The 19077-nt window shown below is 45.7% G+C and carries 16 protein-coding genes; 11 read left to right on the top strand and 5 right to left on the bottom strand.

The features are described 5' to 3' along the window. The first annotated feature begins 24 nt into the window (after nucleotides 1–24). The 5 genes from KO518_RS13180 (at nucleotide 25) to fldA (ending at nucleotide 3935) form a co-directional block, all read left to right on the top strand. Nucleotides 25–1668, top strand: coding sequence for an electron transfer flavoprotein-ubiquinone oxidoreductase (locus KO518_RS13180; RefSeq protein ID WP_216026272.1), 1644 nt, complete (start codon nucleotides 25–27; stop codon nucleotides 1666–1668). Between the two features lie 116 nt (nucleotides 1669–1784). After that, complete coding sequence (locus tag KO518_RS13175) at nucleotides 1785–2177, top strand: H-NS family nucleoid-associated regulatory protein (protein ID WP_216026271.1); 393 nt, start codon at nucleotides 1785–1787, stop codon at nucleotides 2175–2177. 94 nt (nucleotides 2178–2271) lie between these two features. After that, nucleotides 2272–3054, top strand: a complete 783-nt coding sequence (locus tag KO518_RS13170) for an alpha/beta fold hydrolase (RefSeq protein ID WP_216026270.1) — start codon at nucleotides 2272–2274, stop codon at nucleotides 3052–3054. Between the two features lie 106 nt (nucleotides 3055–3160). After that, entirely contained in the window at nucleotides 3161–3379 is a 219-nt protein-coding gene (locus KO518_RS13165; protein ID WP_216026901.1) for a DUF2788 domain-containing protein, read from the top strand. A 31-nt stretch (nucleotides 3380–3410) separates the two neighbouring features. Next, complete coding sequence (gene fldA / locus KO518_RS13160) at nucleotides 3411–3935, top strand: flavodoxin FldA (RefSeq protein WP_216026269.1); 525 nt, start codon at nucleotides 3411–3413, stop codon at nucleotides 3933–3935. Nucleotides 3936–3968: 33 nt separating this feature from the next. Here the strand turns inward: fldA and KO518_RS13155 are convergent, their stop codons facing one another. Further along, nucleotides 3969–5975, bottom strand: coding sequence for a methyl-accepting chemotaxis protein (locus tag KO518_RS13155; protein ID WP_216026268.1), 2007 nt, complete (start codon nucleotides 5973–5975; stop codon nucleotides 3969–3971). Between the two features lie 419 nt (nucleotides 5976–6394). Here KO518_RS13155 and fur point away from each other — a divergent pair, with 419 nt between their 5' ends. Continuing rightward, nucleotides 6395–6820, top strand: a complete 426-nt coding sequence (gene fur / locus KO518_RS13150) for a ferric iron uptake transcriptional regulator (protein WP_216026267.1) — start codon at nucleotides 6395–6397, stop codon at nucleotides 6818–6820. Nucleotides 6821–6849: 29 nt separating this feature from the next. Here the strand turns inward: fur and KO518_RS13145 are convergent, their stop codons facing one another. The 4 genes from KO518_RS13145 to KO518_RS13130 are packed head-to-tail and all read right to left on the bottom strand — an operon-like array spanning nucleotide 6850 to nucleotide 10104. Further along, nucleotides 6850–7716, bottom strand: a complete 867-nt coding sequence (locus KO518_RS13145; protein ID WP_216026266.1) for an aminotransferase class IV — start codon at nucleotides 7714–7716, stop codon at nucleotides 6850–6852. 10 nt (nucleotides 7717–7726) lie between these two features. Beyond that, a complete protein-coding gene (locus tag KO518_RS13140; RefSeq protein ID WP_216026265.1) occupies nucleotides 7727–8665 on the bottom strand; it encodes a biotin-dependent carboxyltransferase family protein in 939 nt (312 codons plus the stop codon). Beyond that, complete coding sequence (locus KO518_RS13135; protein ID WP_252736114.1) at nucleotides 8652–9344, bottom strand: allophanate hydrolase subunit 1; 693 nt, start codon at nucleotides 9342–9344, stop codon at nucleotides 8652–8654. The genes KO518_RS13140 and KO518_RS13135 overlap by 14 nt, the downstream gene beginning before the upstream one ends. A gap of 25 nt (nucleotides 9345–9369) precedes the next feature. After that, nucleotides 9370–10104 carry a 5-oxoprolinase subunit PxpA gene (locus KO518_RS13130; RefSeq protein ID WP_216026264.1) on the bottom strand — a complete coding sequence of 245 codons (735 nt, stop codon included), beginning with the start codon at nucleotides 10102–10104 and terminating at the stop codon, nucleotides 9370–9372. A gap of 66 nt (nucleotides 10105–10170) precedes the next feature. On the opposite strand from KO518_RS13130, the gene KO518_RS13125 reads away from it, so the two are divergent. From KO518_RS13125 to KO518_RS13105, 5 genes are all read left to right on the top strand, one after another. Next, on the top strand, nucleotides 10171–11010 hold the full coding sequence (locus tag KO518_RS13125; RefSeq protein ID WP_216026263.1) for a S1 RNA-binding domain-containing protein: 840 nt from the start codon (nucleotides 10171–10173) through the stop codon (nucleotides 11008–11010). Between the two features lie 11 nt (nucleotides 11011–11021). Continuing rightward, nucleotides 11022–11420 (top strand): OsmC family protein, encoded by a 399-nt coding sequence (locus KO518_RS13120; protein WP_216026262.1) that lies wholly within the window; start codon nucleotides 11022–11024, stop codon nucleotides 11418–11420. A 208-nt stretch (nucleotides 11421–11628) separates the two neighbouring features. Further along, the gene (locus KO518_RS13115; RefSeq protein WP_216026261.1) at nucleotides 11629–12699 is read left to right on the top strand and encodes an efflux RND transporter periplasmic adaptor subunit; all 1071 of its coding nucleotides are present in this window, start codon (nucleotides 11629–11631) and stop codon (nucleotides 12697–12699) included. Nucleotides 12700–12722: 23 nt separating this feature from the next. Then, nucleotides 12723–16016, top strand: a complete 3294-nt coding sequence (locus tag KO518_RS13110; protein WP_216026260.1) for an efflux RND transporter permease subunit — start codon at nucleotides 12723–12725, stop codon at nucleotides 16014–16016. Then, nucleotides 16009–19071, top strand: a complete 3063-nt coding sequence (locus KO518_RS13105) for an efflux RND transporter permease subunit (protein ID WP_216026259.1) — start codon at nucleotides 16009–16011, stop codon at nucleotides 19069–19071. The genes KO518_RS13110 and KO518_RS13105 overlap by 8 nt, the downstream gene beginning before the upstream one ends. Nucleotides 19072–19077: the final 6 nt, after the last annotated feature.

The following is a 19077-nucleotide window of genomic DNA, read 5'->3' as shown; positions in this document are numbered from 1 at the left end:
ACAAAAAGCCGAGAGGAGAAAAGCATGGAACGTGAGTCAATGGAGTTCGATGTCGTCATCGTTGGAGCAGGACCCGCGGGCCTTTCTGCAGCCTGCCGAATTATGCAACGGGCTCAACAACACGACACAACTCTCACCGTTTGCGTGGTTGAAAAAGGGTCAGAAGTGGGCGCGCATATATTATCTGGTGCAGTGTTTGAAACGCGGGCATTGGATGAATTATTTCCTGACTGGCAAACCGAATCAGCTCCGCTCAACACGGCAGTCGTCCGCGATGATATATTTTTGTTGAAAGACGAAAACGCTTATCAAAAGATACCCGGCGCCTTTGTACCAAAAACCATGCACAATCGGGGCAACTACATTGTCTCCATGGGCAACGTATGCCGTTGGCTAGCACAGAAGGCTGAGTCCCTGGGCGTAGAAGTTTTCCCGGGTTTTCCCGCCGCCGACATCATTTACGATGAAACGGGCACGGTGGCCGGCGTGATTACCGGTGACATGGGTATTGACGCTAATGGCGAACAAAAAGACAGTTTCATGCCGGGGATGGAACTGAGAGCCAAATTTACAGTATTTGCAGAAGGCAGCCGCGGGCATCTCGGTAAACAACTGATTAGTCAGTTTGATCTTGACAAAAACAGTGATTCACAACACTACGCCATCGGGTTTAAGGAAATTTGGGATATCGACCCGGCAGTACATGAGCCTGGCGTAGTAGTGCATACCGCTGGCTGGCCACTGTCTGACACAAGCGGCGGAGGATTTCTCTACCATGCAGAAAACAACCAGGTATTCGTTGGTTTAATCGTGGATCTTAACTATGACAACCCCTACCTTAGTCCTTTCGATGAGTTTCAGCGAATGAAGCATCACCCTGTGTATGCCAAATATCTCACTAAGGGTAAGCGCGTATCCTACGGGGCAAGAGCCATTACCAAGGGAGGCATGAACTCACTTCCCGATATGGCTTTCCCCGGAGGTGTGCTCATTGGTTGCGATGCAGGTACGCTAAATTTCGCAAAAATAAAAGGTAATCACACGGCGATGAAATCAGGCATCTTAGCCGCTGAAGCCATAGTTGATGCGATTGTCAATGACAAAACTAAGCAGTTTGTTGCAGACTTCCAAGCCAGATTCAACGAATCCTGGCTGTGCAAAGAACTTAACAGCGCAGCAAATTTCGGCCCAGCTATTCACAAGTTTGGTACGTTTTTCGGTGGTGTGTACAATGTTTTTGAGCAAAATATACTGGGTGGAAAGCGTCTGTTTAAATTAACCGATGATAAAAAAGACTATGCACAGCTTAAAAAAGCAGAAGCGGTAACCCCTATTTCCTATCCAAAACCAGACGGTACATTGAGCTTCGACAAATTGTCTTCCGTATTCTTGTCAAATACTAATCACGAAGAGGATCAACCTTGTCATCTGCTATTAAAAAATGTTGATATTCCTTTAACAGTAAATTTACCCCTTTATGCTGAACCCGCACAACGCTATTGTCCAGCTGGGGTGTATGAAATTATCGAAGAAAACGGCGAAAAGCGTTTTCAAATAAATTCACAGAACTGCATTCACTGTAAAACATGCGATATTAAAGACCCTTCTCAAAATATTACCTGGGTAACACCTGAAGGCGCAGGAGGTCCTAATTATCCCAATATGTAACAAACAAAGAGTGTAATGAATGATTTAAATTAAAAGTCACACACTGTGACTTTTAATTTCTTCAAAATTTAACTATCATCCAATGGATTTTTATATATTTGGATTAAGGTTAATTAATGAGCGAATTTTTAGACATACTCACTCATGGAAGACGTTTACAAGGTGCTGTTAAGGAATTGAGCATTACTGAACTGGAAGCAGTGCAGGAAAAACTGGCGAGCATCATAGCCAAGCGTGTTGAAAAAGAAAAGGTCGAAGAACAAGCCAAACAAGAAAAATTTAAAAAAATAGCTGAAATTCAAAAGCAACTTGAAGAAGCAGGCCTTGATATTAACGATTTAAAATCTGCTCCTGTGGAAAAAAATGGAACCGGTAAAAAGCGCCCGATTAAGTTCGAGTTAACGGACGAAAACGGTAACGTTCACCGCTGGACTGGAATTGGTCGCATGCCGCGTGTTTATAAACAAGCACTGGAAAATGGCAAATCCCTAGAGGATTTCGCAATTTAATTGTTCACAGACTTCGCACTTTTTCCAGTCATGAAATAGTGCGAAGTTTTGTCTTTTACTTCACACTTCCCTTGCCTGATTCCGGATTTAATTCATGTCCACTCATATTCACTTCAAATACTCAGATCACCCCACCTCAAATGAATTATTGGTATTGATTCACGGTTTATTTGGCTCACTGGATAACTTGAGCTTCATACATCGACACTTTGAAAAATCCTGCAATGTGCTTGCCGTTGATTTACCTAATCACGGAAAATCCGCACATGTATCGGGGTTTACATTAAATTGCTGTGTTGAAGCTCTCTTACCTGTTGTCAAAAACCACGTCAATGGCCCCGTTTATGTCATCGGTCATTCCCTAGGTGGGAAAGTCGCCATGTTAATGGCATTAAATAACCCTGCTATGGTGCAGAAACTGGTAGTAGCAGATATTGCACCTGTTGTGTATCCATCGCTTCACAACACTATTATTTCAGCATTGCTTGACGTTAACCTTGACAACCTGAACAACCGCAATGATGCAGACAGCCAATTGAGTTCAGCGATCCCGGAATCAGGCATTCGTCAGTTTCTGCTAAAAGGCCTGTGGCAAACAGCTGAGGGAAAATGGCAGTGGCGCTTCAATTTAAGAGACTTAGCCGAGAACTATGAAAATATTCGGGGCTGGCCAGATACTGAAAAAAGCTTTTCCCATCCCAGTCTTTTTGTCAAAGGTGGCAACTCCGAGTACATAAAAAAAGAAATGCAACCAGCCATTGTTAGCCGGTTTCCAAACGCCAGGGCACACATTATCGAAAACGCTGGACACTGGCTGCACGCAGAGAAACCGGTTGCTTTTAATAACGTTGTAGAGCGATTTTTGTTTAGTCAATAACCATTGCGGTAAACCTACTGTTTGTGGGATAAAATTACGCCGTTTTCACTGCGAAAGAAACAGACAATGTGATATAGTCACGGCCGGATAATTGACTAATGAAATTATGCTTGCTGAAAATTACGAATTAATTGAAACCATTATGCTTTACGGCGGCCTTGTCTGCTTGTTTGTCCTAATGGGTTATGCGGTACACGATGTGCTAAAAAACAATGATGTTCCTATGATTGGCAGAGTTGTCACATATGGTGTTCTTGGCCTTGGCGCCTTAGGCTTTGTCGCAAAAGGTATCATTGAAATTATTTGGCTAAGTACTGGCGTGTAATATCAGTGGCAAGTGCAAATAGAGGGTGATTATGGCAAGTGTGGGCTTGTTTTTTGGCAGCGATACCGGTAATACCGAACACGTCGCTAAGATGATTCAAAAAGAACTGGGAAAAAACCTCATTGAGGTTCACGATATCGCGAAAAGCAGTAAAGAACAAATCGCTGAATTTGATCTGCTCATTTTTGGCATTCCTACGTGGTATTACGGCGAAGCACAGTGCGATTGGGACGATTTTTTCCCCGAGTTAGAAGATATTGATTTCAACGACAAGCTCGTGGCTATATTTGGCTGCGGCGATCAGGAAGACTACGCGGAATATTTTTTGGATGCCATGGGAATGATAAGAGATATCGTCGAACCCCGTGGTGCTATCCTCGTAGGCCAGTGGCCCACTGAGGGTTACGATTTCGAAGCATCAAAGGGCATGGCTGACGACAATCACTTTGTAGGTTTGGGTATCGATGAAGACAGACAGCCGGAACTAACTGAAGAACGGGTAAAAACCTGGTGTAAACAACTTCACGACGAACTATGTCTGGCAGAACTTGCCTGAACACTGCAACAAAGCGAGCTACGGCTCGCTTTGTTACAAGTGAAAGCGTTCTACCACAGTGCGCAGGTGCTCCATCTGATCATCCACTTTACTGCTCAATTGATTCGCTCGTCGCGTACTTTCGGCACTTGCATCGGTCAGGGTAACAATAACCGCCAAATTATCAGCAACTTCAGCAAGTAACCTGTCCTGCTGCTGGGTATCTGCCACAAAGCTCTGGTTAATTTTCTGCAATTGCGCAATCAAGTCCCGAATCCCCGCCATTTGTGTGTATACACCCTGACTAATATCTACACATTGTTGAGATTTGTCCATACTAAGCTCTATGGCACTAACAGCTTGTTTAGCATCCCGCTGCAAACTGGCAATCATAGTTTCTATCTCTTCTGTGGAATCATGGGTCTTACTCGCCAGAGTGCGAACTTCATCGGCTACCACAGCAAAACCCCGGCCTTGCTCCCCAGCCCTGGCAGCTTCAATAGCGGCGTTTAACGCCAGCAAGTTAGTCTGACCGGCAATGGCTTTAATGACATCTAATATACTCCCGATGGACTTAGTATTCTCCTCCAACCGATGAATGATAGAAGACGATTCAGCAGCTTGTGCTGCTTGTTGAGACACTTGCTGACGATTCTCGTCTACCATCGAGGATATCTTAACCGTATTGTCTGCAACGCTGTTCAATGCGTCCATCGCCACCAGGATATCTTCGAGTTTTCGTCGGCTGCTTTCTCGCAAGTCTGCCGTATTCGACGAAGTCTCATGCACTTTTTCGCGTTGTTTGTCGACTTCTTTCAAACTTTGCTCGCCCATGGCGACACTTTCCCGGGACACTGCTAACAAGTGCTCCTCCTGAGTGTGTATATTACCTATAAGCACCCGGAGTGCCTCAGTGAGGCGGTTGACTTTTTCGGCAAGATCCGCGAATTCATCATTGCCCGTATCCATTAACTTGATATTTAATTCACCCTCACTGATTTTAGTCAGGCCATAATTTATTTTTCTCAGTGGTTTTGCAATGCTACGCCTGACAACTAGCGTCAGTATAACGGCAGCAGTCAAACCAAAAGCGGAAACGATCAAAGTGTCCAACAAGCTTTCATCCACGGTACTGAGAATAACCTTCTGCCCTTCCAGCGCTGAATTTGATACCTCGTCATAAAGCACATTAATGGCACTGGCAGCATCATTCAGTGCTTGTGCGCCATCACCTCTGGCCTGCGCAATAACGTCTATTTGCTCCAATTTTACTTTTTGTAAAGCAATAAGCCCGTTGGCATTGGTAATAGCTGAAGTAATGGTGTCGTACTGGTCGTTAAAATGCTCAATTATGCCGTCTGTGTTTATCCCCTCTGCCATGCGATACAAATAATCAATATCTACCTGTAAATTGCTAAGTTGATAGTCAAGGTCATCCAGAATACCGCTAGACAGGTGTTGCCCATCTGATTTCACAACTTCAGAAACCGTTTCACTTAAATTCAGTAGTTTGTTATCGATATTAGTCCCGAGGCCGGCCAACGCCTCAACTCCTGGTGTATCGGTTTGTAAAAAGCTCAAATCCATCATAAGTGCACCGGCTTCATCTATCGCTGCAACGATCCGTGACTCCAAGGATTGCAGTTGAGAATGAACAGCAATGCGGCGATCGATGGACTGGTACATCAGCCTGCTTTTACTAATAAACACCTCGGCACTATTAGACGCAATTTTCGCTTCTTTGCTGTTTGGAAATTTCTCTTTCAACTCAGATAACTGCCCCTCGAATTGTGTCACCATTTTTGAAAACTGCCCCAAATTGGTGTCAAGGGATGTTTTATCACCAACATAAAAGCCGTTGGTGGTAATAGCCGCTAAAGAGAGGGCGTCGCTCTTTAACGACATCATGCGGGTTTGTAGTGGCATTTTTTCATTCACCACACGTTCTGCCGCATTGCGAATATTGTTAAGCCCTAAGTAAGACAGAGTACTGGTGATAAGGAGCAAAAATCCGAATAGGGAAAAACCGAGAGTGATTTTCTGAACGACAGTCAAACGCATTATACCAGCACCCATTAAAAAGCCAACAAAAAATTAACAAGGATATGTGGTTAACCTAATATAAAATTACGACAAAATACAAGAAAAAGAGAAAAACAGGCAACATAATGTCGCTTAATGTCAACAAATAGACAAAACGTGATTTTAAAAAAAGAATGTCCGCAATACATAAGTGTAACATTTGTATGCCATGCAACAGCAATAGAAAGTGGGAATGCCTCGTATTTCAGGGCAGCGAATTTGCTGAAACAGGTTTCACCTGCAGTCCGCTGAACACGCGACGGGTTGCGTTAAATATCAGCTTACCCTACGCCCTTCTCACCGTTTTTCTGGCTGCAAATTTTCGCTTTTACTTTTAAATCTGAGTAAAGTACCTATAATGTCCGGTAAACCAAAAGCGCTCCCAAAAGTGGTAATTTATGGACCAAAATAAAGAACTGAAAAAAGCGGGATTGAAAGTAACGCTTCCTCGTTTAAAAATTTTGCAGATCTTGCAGGAACCTGCCAATCAGCATATCAGTGCCGAAGATGTGTATAAAATTTTGATCGAACAGTGTGAAGAGATCGGCCTGGCTACCGTGTATCGTGTACTTAACCAATTTGATGATGCCGGCATTTTAAACCGACATCATTTTGAAGGCGGTAAATCCGTTTTTGAAATTAGCCACAAAGAACATCACGACCATCTGGTTTGTCTAAAATGCGGCAAGGTTATTGAATTCGAAGATGAAGTGATCGAACAAAGACAAATCGAAATAGCCGAACGCAATAACATTAAGCTTACCCATCACAGTCTCTATCTTTACGGTGAATGTACAGATGATAGTTGCGAAGGCAAAGACTAGAAAAAGCCTGCAAAATATGCAGGCTTTTTTTATAAATCAAATTTATAACGATTAAAGCTTTCAATAGCTTGTTGCCATACAGCACCCACTTCACCGTTAGCGATAGGCTTGTCGTCAACATATGTTACAGGCGCAACTTCTTTACTGGAACTGGTAAGCCACACCTCATCAGCTCCTTTCAACTCAGCCAAAGTCAATGGACGCTCCTCAACGGCAATGCCGTCTCTGGATAAGCTTTTTATCACAATATCCCGGGTAATACCCGGTAGTATTTGGTGATCTAACGGTGGTGTAACAATGTGTCCTTGAACAACCGCAAACACGTTGCAAGCACTGGCTTCGGTAATTTGTTCTTTGTCGTTATACAAAATAACCTCTTGCTTACCGGCTATTTTGCTTTGTTGAAAATGCAGAACATTGCCTAGCAACGATGTGGACTTGATATTGCAGCGTTGCCAGCGCCGGTCTTGTTCGGTGATGACACTAAAAGGGGTGACTTTGCTGCGATCGGGAAGCGGGGGAGCGGCCGTAGCGAAAGCAAACGCAAAAACCGTCGGTGGAATATTGTCAGGAAAACCATGGGCGCGCTGCATCACAGTGCCCCGTGACACCTGAATATAAACCCCCACTGAATGTGATACCAGTTCCTCACTGTTTTTGCGGAGCAATTCAGCAATAAGGGTTTCCCACTGGTCAGCGCTCTTTGGGTTGTGGATACCCAATGCACACAGGCCGTTATCTAGCCGTTCAAGGTGACCTCGCAAACCAACAGGCCGGGTCGCCAATGTTGGAACCACTTCATAAATGCCATCTCCAAAGAGAAAACCTCTGTCCATAGGAGAGATTCGGGCTTTTTCGAGAGGCAAAAATTCACCATTTAAAAATGCAACTGCCATCGACTGTAAACTAATCCTTAATAAGAGAAGATCTAAACCGGTGCCTTAACAACCAAGTACATCTAGCATCATTGGCATCCGTTCGTGTAAAAGACACAACGTCTGAGGGCACAGCCTGAGCCAGGCGGCCAATATCATAGGGAGCAATTGCGCCCAACTTGGGATAGCCTCCCAACGTTTGTCTGTCACGCATCATTATAATGGGCTGGCCATCGCCCGGCACCTGAACAGAACCCAGATTTATGCCTTCCGACCGCATAGTTCGACAACTCGAATCAATTCTCTGCCCTTTTAAACGATACCCCATTCGACTAATTTGTGACGAAACCATATACGCAGACGAGTAGAAACGCGCCAGTGACAGATGACTAAAGTGTTTTTCCTGATACCCAGGCACCAGTGCTAATGGTTCGCTTAGTTCGTAATCTGGCCGGTGCTCAATTGGCACTTCTCGGATATCATTAAACGATGAAAACGTTCCCGGTAGTGAGTCACCTTCTTTTAACGCCCCACCTTTGCCGTCAATGCCACCCAAATTTTCTCGGCTAATGGTGCACACCGACCCCGCGACAGGACGCAATGACCAGGTACCATGCACAGCGATATAAGCCCTTTGACCAAGACGGTGTGGTTCTATCACCACGCGATGACCATTGGATAGCTTCAAGGTTTTCCACGTGGGTGCTTGGCACTGGTTAACTGTCACAGTGGTTTCAGGCCCACATACCGCCAACGAAATTCTAGCCGTCGCTTCAAGCTCACATTTTCCAATAACTTCAATTGCCGGTGTATGTATAGGATTAGCACAAAGCCAGTTCGCCATCTCATAAGCATCAATATCCATAGGACCGCCTTCGCTGAGTCCTTGGTCCTGACCATGAGTTCTGCCCATATCGACAACAATGCTAAGCAACCCGGGATTTACAACCAGGATCTTAGAATCCACCATGCCACCTCCGGTAGTCATCCTCTTTAATCGAATAAAAAGAAAGTGTATCTCCCATTTGTAAATAGCCTGAAGGCGTCTCACTAATATCAAACAGCGTTAATGGGCACAGGCCGAGTAAATGCCAGCCTCCAGGGGATACATGGGGGTAAATTGCACTTTGTCTGTCGGCAATAGCTACAGCCCCTGCCGGAACTTTGCTTCTGGGCGTCGCTAAACGAGGAATACTGAGCGATGGTGGATTTTCTCCTAAATAGGCAAATCCAGGCGCAAAACCCACGGCAAACACCTTAAACCTTGTGGCAGTGTGCTGTTGAATAATGTCTTCGTGAGACAAGCCAGTATGAGCAGAAATCAAATGAAGATCATTGGCTGAGGGGGCACCATACCATACAGGAATTTCGTGATGTTTAGCTGTTCGCAACTTTGTACCACCAGCTTTCACTTCTTTTAAATACCGGTATACACCATGGTTATCTATTTCGTAAGGATTGAATACCAGCAACAGAGAATCATAGGAAGGTATGACAGTTTTCAGCCAGGGCGGAGCATAGTCCTGCAAGTGTGAATGATAGGTTTCTACGTGATCATTCTGCTCGCGGAGATCACGTCCGGAAAAATAACAAATTAATCCATCCATACCTGCCGGCTCAATAGCTGAAAACGGATAAAACGGCCGCAAATTTCCTCCTAGTCTTTATATACTGTTAAACATTTCGCAACACAAGGCTAAACCGGGCAGCCATCTCCACAGCACCAGGAGAATCCCCATGAACACAAAGGGTATCCGCAGCCAACGGCAAGAGATCCCCGCTTTCGGTTTTTACCATTCCCGTGGATATCAGCAAATCCACCTGCTCTTCTGCCTCTTGCGCACTCAATACTGCGCCAGGCTTGTCGCGTGAAGTAAGATAACCATCATCTGTGTACCTGCGATCCGCAAATGCCTCAAATAGCAATGGCAGAGCAAGGCGCTGCGCCTGCACGGCTATCTCATCGCGTTGCGGTGTGGCTTGAATCATCAATGCCATTTTACCCTGCCCAATTTCGGCAACTGCCTCCATCACTGCGAGGCGCAAAGCATCATCTTTCATCAGATCATTGTATAATGCACCATGAGGTTTCACATAGTCCACGCTGCATCCCTGGCTAAGTGCAATACCACACAACGCCCCTACCTGATATTGAATCATGGCTTTGATATCATCTGGTGCAATTGCCATACTACGGCGACCAAAGCCCTGCAAATCCGGATAGGCTGGATGAGCTCCGACACTAACACCTGCTTGTTTAGCAAGGGCTATCGCCCTTTTCATTACCGCAGGGTCCCCTGCGTGAAATCCACAGGCAATATTCGCCTGATCAATGTAAGACATAATGGCTTCATCTACGGGCATAGCCCAGGCTCCGAAAGCTTCACCGAGATCACAATTCAACTTCATAATGGTTTAGCAATAACTGACAATTGGGTATCATAGTACCTGCATTTACTTTTACAGTCAGTTCTGATGATTAAAATTGGAAAAACAAACTCATTGCGTGTAGCAGCATCCCTGCCCTTTGGCTACCACTTAACTTCGGACAATCCCAATGATCCCTTGGTATTGTTGCCGCATGCACAAGTAAGCACCCCGCTAAAGGACGGTGATGTTCTCTCGGTTTTTGTCGGCACAGATGAAACCGGGAACCTTCAGGGATGGACAACACCGCCCGTGGCAGAAGTAGGTGACACCCTTGTATTGAAAGCCGTGGGTTCCACCCATTTTGGCGGCTTTTTTGATTGGGGGCTGGACAAAGATCTACTGGTGCCTGCCGGTATGCAGGAAAGTCCGGTAAATCAGGGTTTCAACTACGTTGTACATATTTATTACGACGACAAAACCAACCGTATACTCGGTGCAACCAAACTGCATCATTTCCTCAGTGAAACCAACACTGAACACCAGGTTGGCGACACAGTCCAGTGTTTAGTGTACGCGAAAACAGAACTCGGCTTTAAAGTGGTCATCAACCGCACGAACCTTGGACTTATATTTCACAGCGACGCTTTTAAAAAACTCAGTATTGGTCAGGAAGTAGAAGGCTATATCAAAGTCATTCGCGAGGATGGAAAAATTGATGTAGCACTACAACGCACTGATAAGATAGGCAGGAGCAATCTTGAAAGCGCTATTTTAGAAGACCTCGATGCCTATGGCGGTGTATCCACACTAACAGATAAAAGCAAACCCGAGGACATTTATGCGCATTTTAATGTGAGCAAAGCAGCATATAAAAAAGCGCTTGGTGCACTTTATAAAAAACGCTTAATCACCATTGATAAAGACACAATCAGACTAAATAAATAAGCGAAAACACTATGAAAGCAAAGGTTGTTTGGGATAAAGACCTCACGTTTACTGGTACTACTGAATCCGGCTACAAAACCGTTATGGACGGCAATGGTCAAGCAGTTTCTCCAATGGAATCAGTTTTACTTGCCGCTGGCTCCTGCTCGAGTATAGACGTGGTGGACATTTTAAAAAAAGGCCGCTTTGACATTACCCATTGCGAGTGTGATTTACAGGCAGAACGAGCGGAAACACCGCCGCGGGTATTTACTAAAATTATGGCTACCTACACGGTAAAAGGCAATGGGCTCACAGATAAAGCTGTAGCAAGAGCAGTTCAACTCTCTGCGGAAAAATATTGCTCTGTGATGCTGATGCTCGCTGGGAATGTCGACATCGAAACCCGATATCACATTATCACTGAGTAAAATACCGCCACTTCCTTGCTGCAAAGGAAGTGGCAATTTCGCCACAAAATCGCAATATTCGCTAAAACTTTTGCAATTCGCTTTTTCCTTCCATTATCTTTATTTCATAACCAAATGATTTATATGCACTTTATACTAAAGTGTATATTGTGGCATGGTCAGTGCTGTAAAGAAGCATTAGAACAATACTTTTTTACGGGCCAAGACCATGGAAACAAAAAAATTTCACTTACTTGCAACCTCACTTACGCTGGGTTTGCTCTGTATGCCGCTAACAGGATGCGGCAGTGCCAGCGCGGAAGATGAAGATAAGAAGGAAGAGGCCATTGTTTTGTCTATTCCTGTTGAGGCGACGAAAATCGAAAGAGGCGCGATTACGTCAAACTACGCCACATCAGCCATTCTGGAAGCAAAGCAAGAGGCCTTTGTAGTCGCGAGGGCGTCAGGTATCATTGAGGAGATCCTGGTTGAAGAAGGTGATTATGTTGAAAAGGGACAAGTTCTTGCACAACTGGATAAGCGCCGTTATGAACTTAACCTTATCAAAGCAAAAGCTGATCTCGCCGGTATTGAACAAGAATTAGCAAAAATCAATGCTGTTTATTCTAAGAAACTCATTAGTGAAGATGTGTTCGAAAAGCTCAGCGCCCAATACGACAGCGCCCGTGCCAATGTGGAATTGGCAGAGCTAGACCTTAAAGAAACCATTATTACCGCACCGATAAGTGGCTATATTGCCGAGCGAAATGCAAAAGTTGGCAACCTCACAGAATCCTTCCAGCGGGAGAGAATGTTTCATATCGTGCAGCAACAATCCCTTCAGGGAATCGTGTACCTACCAGAAAGTGAATTATCACGGGTACAACTTAATCAAGCGGCAACACTGCGCGTACCAGCATTGGAAAACATTGATGTTCCGGCTGCTGTCAGTCGAATTAGCCCGGTGATTGACGCCACCACAGGGACGTTCAAAGTTACGCTCCATGTGCCAAATGAACAAGGTTCACTGAAAGCAGGCATGTTTACCGAGGTGGCATTGAACTATGCAACCCGAGAAAACACCACTCTCCTCCCCCGTCAGGCACTGGTGAGTATAGATAATCAAAGTAACGTGTTTGTAGTGAGAGAAGGTAAAGCGCTGAAAGTACCTGTAACACTGGGTTTCGAAGAAGGCGATATGGTCGAAATTACCAGTGGTCTGACTGGCGGTGAAACGGTGGTGATTGTCGGTCATCAAAATCTCAAAGATCAGTCGCCCGTTGACGTCGTTAACGGCTAATTGACTGAGCAAGGAGTATTGAGATGAGTATTGTACAACTCGCCGTAAAGCGACCCGTCGCCATAGCCATGTTTACTGTCGCAGTATTGCTGTTCGGTATGGTTTCATTGAGCCGGTTGTCAGTTAATTTACTGCCAGAATTGTCCTATCCTACGCTTACTGTCAGGACAGACTACAACGGCGCGGCCCCTAATGAAGTTGAACAGCTGGTTAGTAAACCCGTTGAAGAAGCCGTTGGTGTGGTTAAGGGAGTCAAATCGGTTAAATCTGTGTCCAGACCCGGGCAATCTGACGTTATCCTGCAGTTTTCATGGGGTACAGACATGGATTTTGCCAGTTTGGAAGTTCGCGAAAAACTCGATATTCTGCAACTCCCCCTTGATGTAGAGAAGCCTCGATTACTCAAATTCAACCCCAGTATGGATCCGGTAATGAAGTTGGGGCTGTCGCTGACCCCTGATGCAACGCAAAATACTACCGACAATACCGTGGCCGAATTGAAGAGGTTGCGACTTTACGCTGAAGAGCAGATTAAGCGTCGTCTCGAATCAATTGAAGGTGTTGCTTCTGTGCGTTTAGGTGGCGGCCTCGAAAATGAAATACTGATCGCAGTGGACCATCGCAAAGCCAGTCAGGTTAATGTGCAAATCAGTGACATTATCGCCCGCCTCCAGGAAGAAAATGTAAATACCGCGGGTGGCAGAATTGATGCTGGTACAGAAGCGTTTTTGGTACGAACACTCAACGAGTTTGAACACCTCAAAGACATTGAAAATGTTTATATTCGTCAGTTCGACGGCAGAAACGTGCAACTCAAAGACGTCGCGACAGTAAGCAATTTTTATAAAGATCGCGATGCCATTACCCGGTTCAACGGCGTGGAAGGAACGGAAATTGCCATTTATAAAGAAGGTGACGCCAATTCTGTTGACGTTGCGCAGCGGGTTTCAGAACGGCTAGGTGATATCAATGCATCACTGCCTGACAGGTACATTCTCGATACAATTTACAACCAGAGTATATTCATCAAGCAAGCCATTGATGATGTAAAAGTCTCGGCACTGGTCGGTGGGTTACTTGCCATGCTGGTTATTTACCTTTTCCTGCGCAACTTCTGGACGACCTTGATCATCTCCATTTCCATACCCGTCTCAGTTATCGCTACCTTCAACCTCATGTATGGCAATGATATTAGCCTAAATATCATGAGCTTAGGTGGTATTGCGTTAGCCGTGGGTTTGTTAGTTGACAACAGTATCGTGGTACTTGAGAACATTGACCGACACCGAAAAAACCACAGCGTAAGTAATGCGCAGGCAGCAGAAAAGGGGACCAGGGAAGTGGCTGGCGCCATCGTGGCATCGACACTGACAACCATGGCTGTGTTTGTGCCACTAATATTCGTTGAAGGCATTGCGGGCCAACTCTTTAGCGATCAAGCGATGACTGTGTCCTTTGCCCTTGCAGCTTCTTTGATTGTTGCACTCACTGTCATCCCTTCCCTGGCAGCGCGAAGTAAAAAAGCCGAACTGGCACATGCCGATGTGTTCTCTAAAGCGAAACACCGACCCACGACCATTTTAGGGTGGACAGGCGCCGTACTTTTCTTCCCCTTCAAATTAATATTTGTGTTTATGCCAGCGGCGCTAATAACCTTGGTGATTGGCGTCTGGGCCATCATGGCAAAACTTTGCGGCTTTATTTTTCGTCCTATGAGCCTTGGTGTATCGGCACTGTTTATTCGCCTTCAGAGCGGCTACGACAGTGCTATTCGATTAGCTCTGGGGCAGCGAACTGTGGTTCTGTTTACAGCCTTAATTATTACTGGCAGCTCGGTGTTGCTCGTACCAAAGCTGGGAATGGAGCTGATCCCAAAATTGTCTCAAGGTGAGTTCTTCGTCGAAGTAACACTACCCAGTGGTTCCCGGGTCGAGCGAACCGATAGGCTACTCGCTGAACTGGCGAAAGTCACAAATGCACAACCGGGCGTTCAACGTACATACTCCCTCGCGGGCACAGGTAGTTTACTTAGCGCCGCCCCATCACAAGGCGGTGATCACTGGGGGAAACTCAATGTGGTAATGAAACCAGGAACTGATTTGGCACTAATGAATAACGCAAAAGACGCAATGCGCGCCTTTCTTCGCAATCAGGCCGGTGTTCAAAGTCAATTCGGGGAACCAGCTTTGTTTAGTTTCAGCGCGCCGTTGCAAATTCAGCTTCAAGGCTATGATCTTAGCCAACTGCGATTGTACAGCCAGCAAATCATTAGTGAGTTAGAGAGTAATCAACGCTTTGCTGACATTACATCGACCCTGCAAGCCGGAAATCCTGAGCTAAAGATACGCTTTAACCACGCCAAACTCGCTCGTTTGAATTTAGACGCCAAACAAGTTGCCGATATAGTGGCATCACAGATTGGTGGCAGTATCGCCACTCAGTACAGCATTGACGATCGCAAAGTAGACATTTTGGTTCGCAGTAAGGAACAGCAACGAGATAACATCGCTGACGTCAGCGCGATCATCGTCAACCCCCAAAGCCAATTCCCGGTACCGTTAGGCGCAGTAGCAGATATCTACATGAGTACCGGGCCAAGTGAAATAACCCGGGTTAGCCAACAACGTGTCGTACTTATTGAGGCAAACCTGGCTTATGGTGATTTAGCCGATGCGGTGGCAGATGCAGAAAAAGCGCTTGGCGCAGTTTCATTACCCTTATCTATGAAAAGTGCGGTAGCAGGTCAACGAGAAGATATGGATGAAAGTTTCGCGTCGCTACAATTTGCATTGGCGCTGGCCGTTTTCATGGTGTATCTGGTAATGGCATCCCAGTTTGAATCACTGTTGCACCCATTGCTAATATTGTTCGCCGTCCCCCTTGCTGGCGCGGGTTCAGTGTTTGGCCTTTGGATAACCGGCACGCATGTTTCTGTTGTCGTGTTTATTGGACTAATCATGCTCTGCGGTATTGTGGTAAACAACGCCATTGTACTTATAGATAGAATTAATCAGCTGCGTGCCCACGGCATGGATAAATCTCAGGCCATTGTAGAAGCAGCCAAGAGTCGACTTCGGCCCATCGTGATGACAACACTAACAACTATTTTGGGTTTGTTACCCATGGCTATAGGCTTTGGTGATGGCGCAGAAGTGAGAACCCCAATGGCGATTACTGTCATCTTTGGTCTGCTTTTTGCCACTCTTCTCACGCTGATTGTATTACCAGTTTTATACAGTGTATTTGACAACAAAACCTTTGTTCGCGAAACCGAAGCTGATGTGTTATCCGGCCAAGGAGAAAATCACTATGGATAGACACCAGCCCGTTGGCGCAAGCCTCGCAAGGTTCGCCTTGAGTCACCCCGTTACCATTAGTATGTGTTTTTTGTCTATGTTGCTGTTTGGCGTACTTGCCGCACAATGGTTACCACTGGAAAAATTTCCGGGCATCGATATCCCTCAAATAGTGGTAGAAGTGCCCTATCGCGATGCCACACCCGCAGAAGTTGAGCGCATGATTACCCGTCCCGTGGAAGAAGTGTTGGCCACTATGTCAGGTATTAAGCGCATGCGAGCTACATCTTTTGAAAACCGTGCTCAGGTCTTTATTGAGTTCGATTGGGATGAAAATATCAAAGCGAAAAGCATTGAAGCCAGGGAAAAAATTGACGCCATTAGACAAACATTGCCCAGTGACGTTGAACGTATACTGGTTTACAAATTTAATACCGACGACATGCCTATTTTTCAATTGCGCGTTTCCAGTGAACGGGACTTAAGCAACGCTTATGACTTACTCGACCGCAATCTTAAACGCCCTCTCGAACGTGTTCCCGGGGTGTCAAAGGTAGAGCTCTATGGTGTCTTGAAAAAGCAAATCATTATTCGCTTGCTACCGGAAAAAATAGCCGCGCTGCACATCGACAATCAGCGCCTGTCCGCGCGATTACAGCAAGCTAATTTTTCTGCCACATCGGGTTCTTTAGCCACTCAAAACAAAATTCTTGTCAACCCGGTTGGTGAATTTACCAGCATTCAGGATTTTGAGAATATGTTTATCAGGGATGGTGTGCGACTCAAAGACATTGCCACTATTCGCTATGAAACGCCTAAGCGCAATGAGGGCCGTCACCTGGACAGAACCTATGCCGTTGGCTTTAATATTTATCGCGAATCTGGTAGCAACCTGGTAGAAGTGGCCCAACGGGTCATGAAAGTCATCAACCAGGCCCAATCAGACCCAGAGTTTAATGGCATTAGCTTATTTGTTATGGACGATGTCGCTGATAGTGTGAGTACGTCCCTAGGCGATTTAGTGTCTGCAGGCCTCCTGGGGGCATTGCTCTCTGTGGGTATTTTGTATCTTTTTCTCAGACAATTAACCACCACCCTCATTGTAGTTTTGTCTGTACCTTTTTCTATTTGTATTACCCTTGGTGTGATGTATTTATTGGGTTACTCGCTGAATATCTTGTCATTAATGGGGTTAATGCTCGCGGTGGGTATGCTGGTGGACAACGCTGTGGTTGTCAGTGAAAGTATTTTTCAGGCAAGGCAAAGCGATCCAAACGCCGTACGAGCCACGCAAACCGGTATCAACCGGGTAAGCCTGGCTGTTATTGCCGGAACTGCGACCACGGCCATTGTATTTTTGCCAAATATTGTAGGTGTAAAAATTGACGTAACCGTGTTTCTTGAACATGTGGCTATTGCTATTTGTATCTCGTTGTTTGCGTCGTTGCTCCTGGCACAAACCCTTATTCCCTTGCTCATATCAAAAGTGTCTGTGCCCGCCGTTAAAAATGCGTCTCTGCCCGGTTACATCAGACGCTACGGTAAAATCTTATCATGGTCACTTCACCATCCTAAAACCATGGGCCTGGTAGCGATATTGTTGCTAGCCAGTACCGCCATCCCCATGAGCAATATTAGCGGTGACGAAGAGAACAACGGCGATCAAGGCAGAGTTTGGCTCAATTACCACATGACGCAAAATTACAGCATGGAAGAAGTGGAAAAAACGGTGGATAAAATGGAGGCCTACTTGTACGACAATCAGGCAGCGTTTCACATAAAGCAGGTTTACACCTTTTTTGAAGCTGGGCACGCCGTCTCTGGCATCACCCTGGAAGACGATTTACCTGTTCCCGTTTCTGAGATAAAAGAGAAAATACGTGATGGTATGCCCGCCTTTGCCAGGGCTCGACCATCTTTCGATTGGGATTCAGGTAATGGCGGAGGTATTCGCATTACACTACTCGGAGAATCGTCGGAAAAACTTCGCGAAATTGCCGACCAAATGGTCCCCATTATTGCTGCTATAGACGGATTAGAAGACGTAAAAGCAGATGTCGGTACAGAGAAGCAGGAATATCAGATAGCGGTAAATCGCGAAAAGGCGTGGCGCTTAGGCATTAAACCGAATGAGATTGGTAACCTGATCAGTACGGCGTTACGGGGCGCAAACTTACGGACGTTCCGCTATGGCGACGCGGGAGAAATTCAAGTGAGAATGATGTATGGCGAATCTGCCCAAACGTCGTTATCAGCACTGAGAAGCGTCAACATTGGTCAGGTGAACAACCAACCCATTACCTTAGATATGATAGCCGATGTAACTGTGGTACCTCAATTGTCGGAGATCCGCAGGTTTTATCGACAGACGGCCCTGTCTATAGGTGCAAACCTCGACGAAGACTTGACGGTTGAACAAGCTCGCGAACGGATTGAAAACGGGTTGCAGTATATTACCTTACCTACGGGTTATGAATGGACCCTCGACGGTAGTTTCCAGCGTCAGGACGAAGCCTTTGCGGTAATGCAATTAAACATGTTATTGGCCATAGTAATGATATACATTGTGATGGCGGCATTGTTTGAATCATTACTTTTACCCACAGCCGTTATCACGTCTCTACTCTTTTCGTTTACCGGCGTCTTTTGGGCATTTCTCATTACCGGCACATCCATGTCTGTTATGGGTATGATAGGTATGCTCATTCTGATGGGTATCGTGGTGAACAATGGCATAGTACTGGTAGACAGGATTAATCAGTATATCAATGAAGGCGTCACCCTTTATACTGCCGTTGTTGATGGCTGTATGACCCGGATCCGGCCAGTTCTAATGACGGTTGCAACGACTGTGCTGGGCTTAGTTCCTCTTGCGGTAGGCACCACGAGAATAGGTGGCGACGGCCCTGCATACTCTCCCATGGCCATCGCCATAATCGGAGGATTGATTTTCTCTACAATGACAAGCTTGATCCTCGTCCCCTTGGCATACGTTGCTCTGCTCAAACTTCGCTACCATGTACAGCGTTTGTTCGCAAACAGCAAGCAAAGGGTGTCACGTTGGATAAAGGTTTAAACAAAA

It is taken from the genome of Aestuariibacter sp. A3R04 (assembly GCF_018860805.1).
Taxonomy (GTDB): domain Bacteria; phylum Pseudomonadota; class Gammaproteobacteria; order Enterobacterales; family Alteromonadaceae; genus Alteromonas.
This window is presented reverse-complemented; position numbering and strand designations above follow the sequence as displayed.

Bases quoted from the DNA above. Each gene is read 5' to 3' on its own strand.
- KO518_RS13105 (WP_216026259.1), top strand. From the start codon at position 16,009: ATGGATAGACACCAGCCCGTTGGCGCAAGCCTCGCAAGGTTCGCCTTG.
- KO518_RS13170 (WP_216026270.1), top strand. From the start codon at position 2,272: ATGTCCACTCATATTCACTTCAAATACTCAGATCACCCCACCTCAAAT.
- fur (WP_216026267.1), top strand. From the start codon at position 6,395: ATGGACCAAAATAAAGAACTGAAAAAAGCGGGATTGAAAGTAACGCTT.
- KO518_RS13125 (WP_216026263.1), top strand. From the start codon at position 10,171: ATGATTAAAATTGGAAAAACAAACTCATTGCGTGTAGCAGCATCCCTG.
- KO518_RS13175 (WP_216026271.1), top strand. From the start codon at position 1,785: ATGAGCGAATTTTTAGACATACTCACTCATGGAAGACGTTTACAAGGT.
- KO518_RS13165 (WP_216026901.1), top strand. From the start codon at position 3,161: ATGCTTGCTGAAAATTACGAATTAATTGAAACCATTATGCTTTACGGC.
- KO518_RS13140 (WP_216026265.1), bottom strand. From the start codon at position 8,665: ATGGTGGATTCTAAGATCCTGGTTGTAAATCCCGGGTTGCTTAGCATT.
- fldA (WP_216026269.1), top strand. From the start codon at position 3,411: ATGGCAAGTGTGGGCTTGTTTTTTGGCAGCGATACCGGTAATACCGAA.
- KO518_RS13145 (WP_216026266.1), bottom strand. From the start codon at position 7,716: ATGGCAGTTGCATTTTTAAATGGTGAATTTTTGCCTCTCGAAAAAGCC.
- KO518_RS13120 (WP_216026262.1), top strand. From the start codon at position 11,022: ATGAAAGCAAAGGTTGTTTGGGATAAAGACCTCACGTTTACTGGTACT.
- KO518_RS13130 (WP_216026264.1), bottom strand. From the start codon at position 10,104: ATGAAGTTGAATTGTGATCTCGGTGAAGCTTTCGGAGCCTGGGCTATG.
- KO518_RS13115 (WP_216026261.1), top strand. From the start codon at position 11,629: ATGGAAACAAAAAAATTTCACTTACTTGCAACCTCACTTACGCTGGGT.
- KO518_RS13110 (WP_216026260.1), top strand. From the start codon at position 12,723: ATGAGTATTGTACAACTCGCCGTAAAGCGACCCGTCGCCATAGCCATG.
- KO518_RS13180 (WP_216026272.1), top strand. From the start codon at position 25: ATGGAACGTGAGTCAATGGAGTTCGATGTCGTCATCGTTGGAGCAGGA.
- KO518_RS13155 (WP_216026268.1), bottom strand. From the start codon at position 5,975: ATGCGTTTGACTGTCGTTCAGAAAATCACTCTCGGTTTTTCCCTATTC.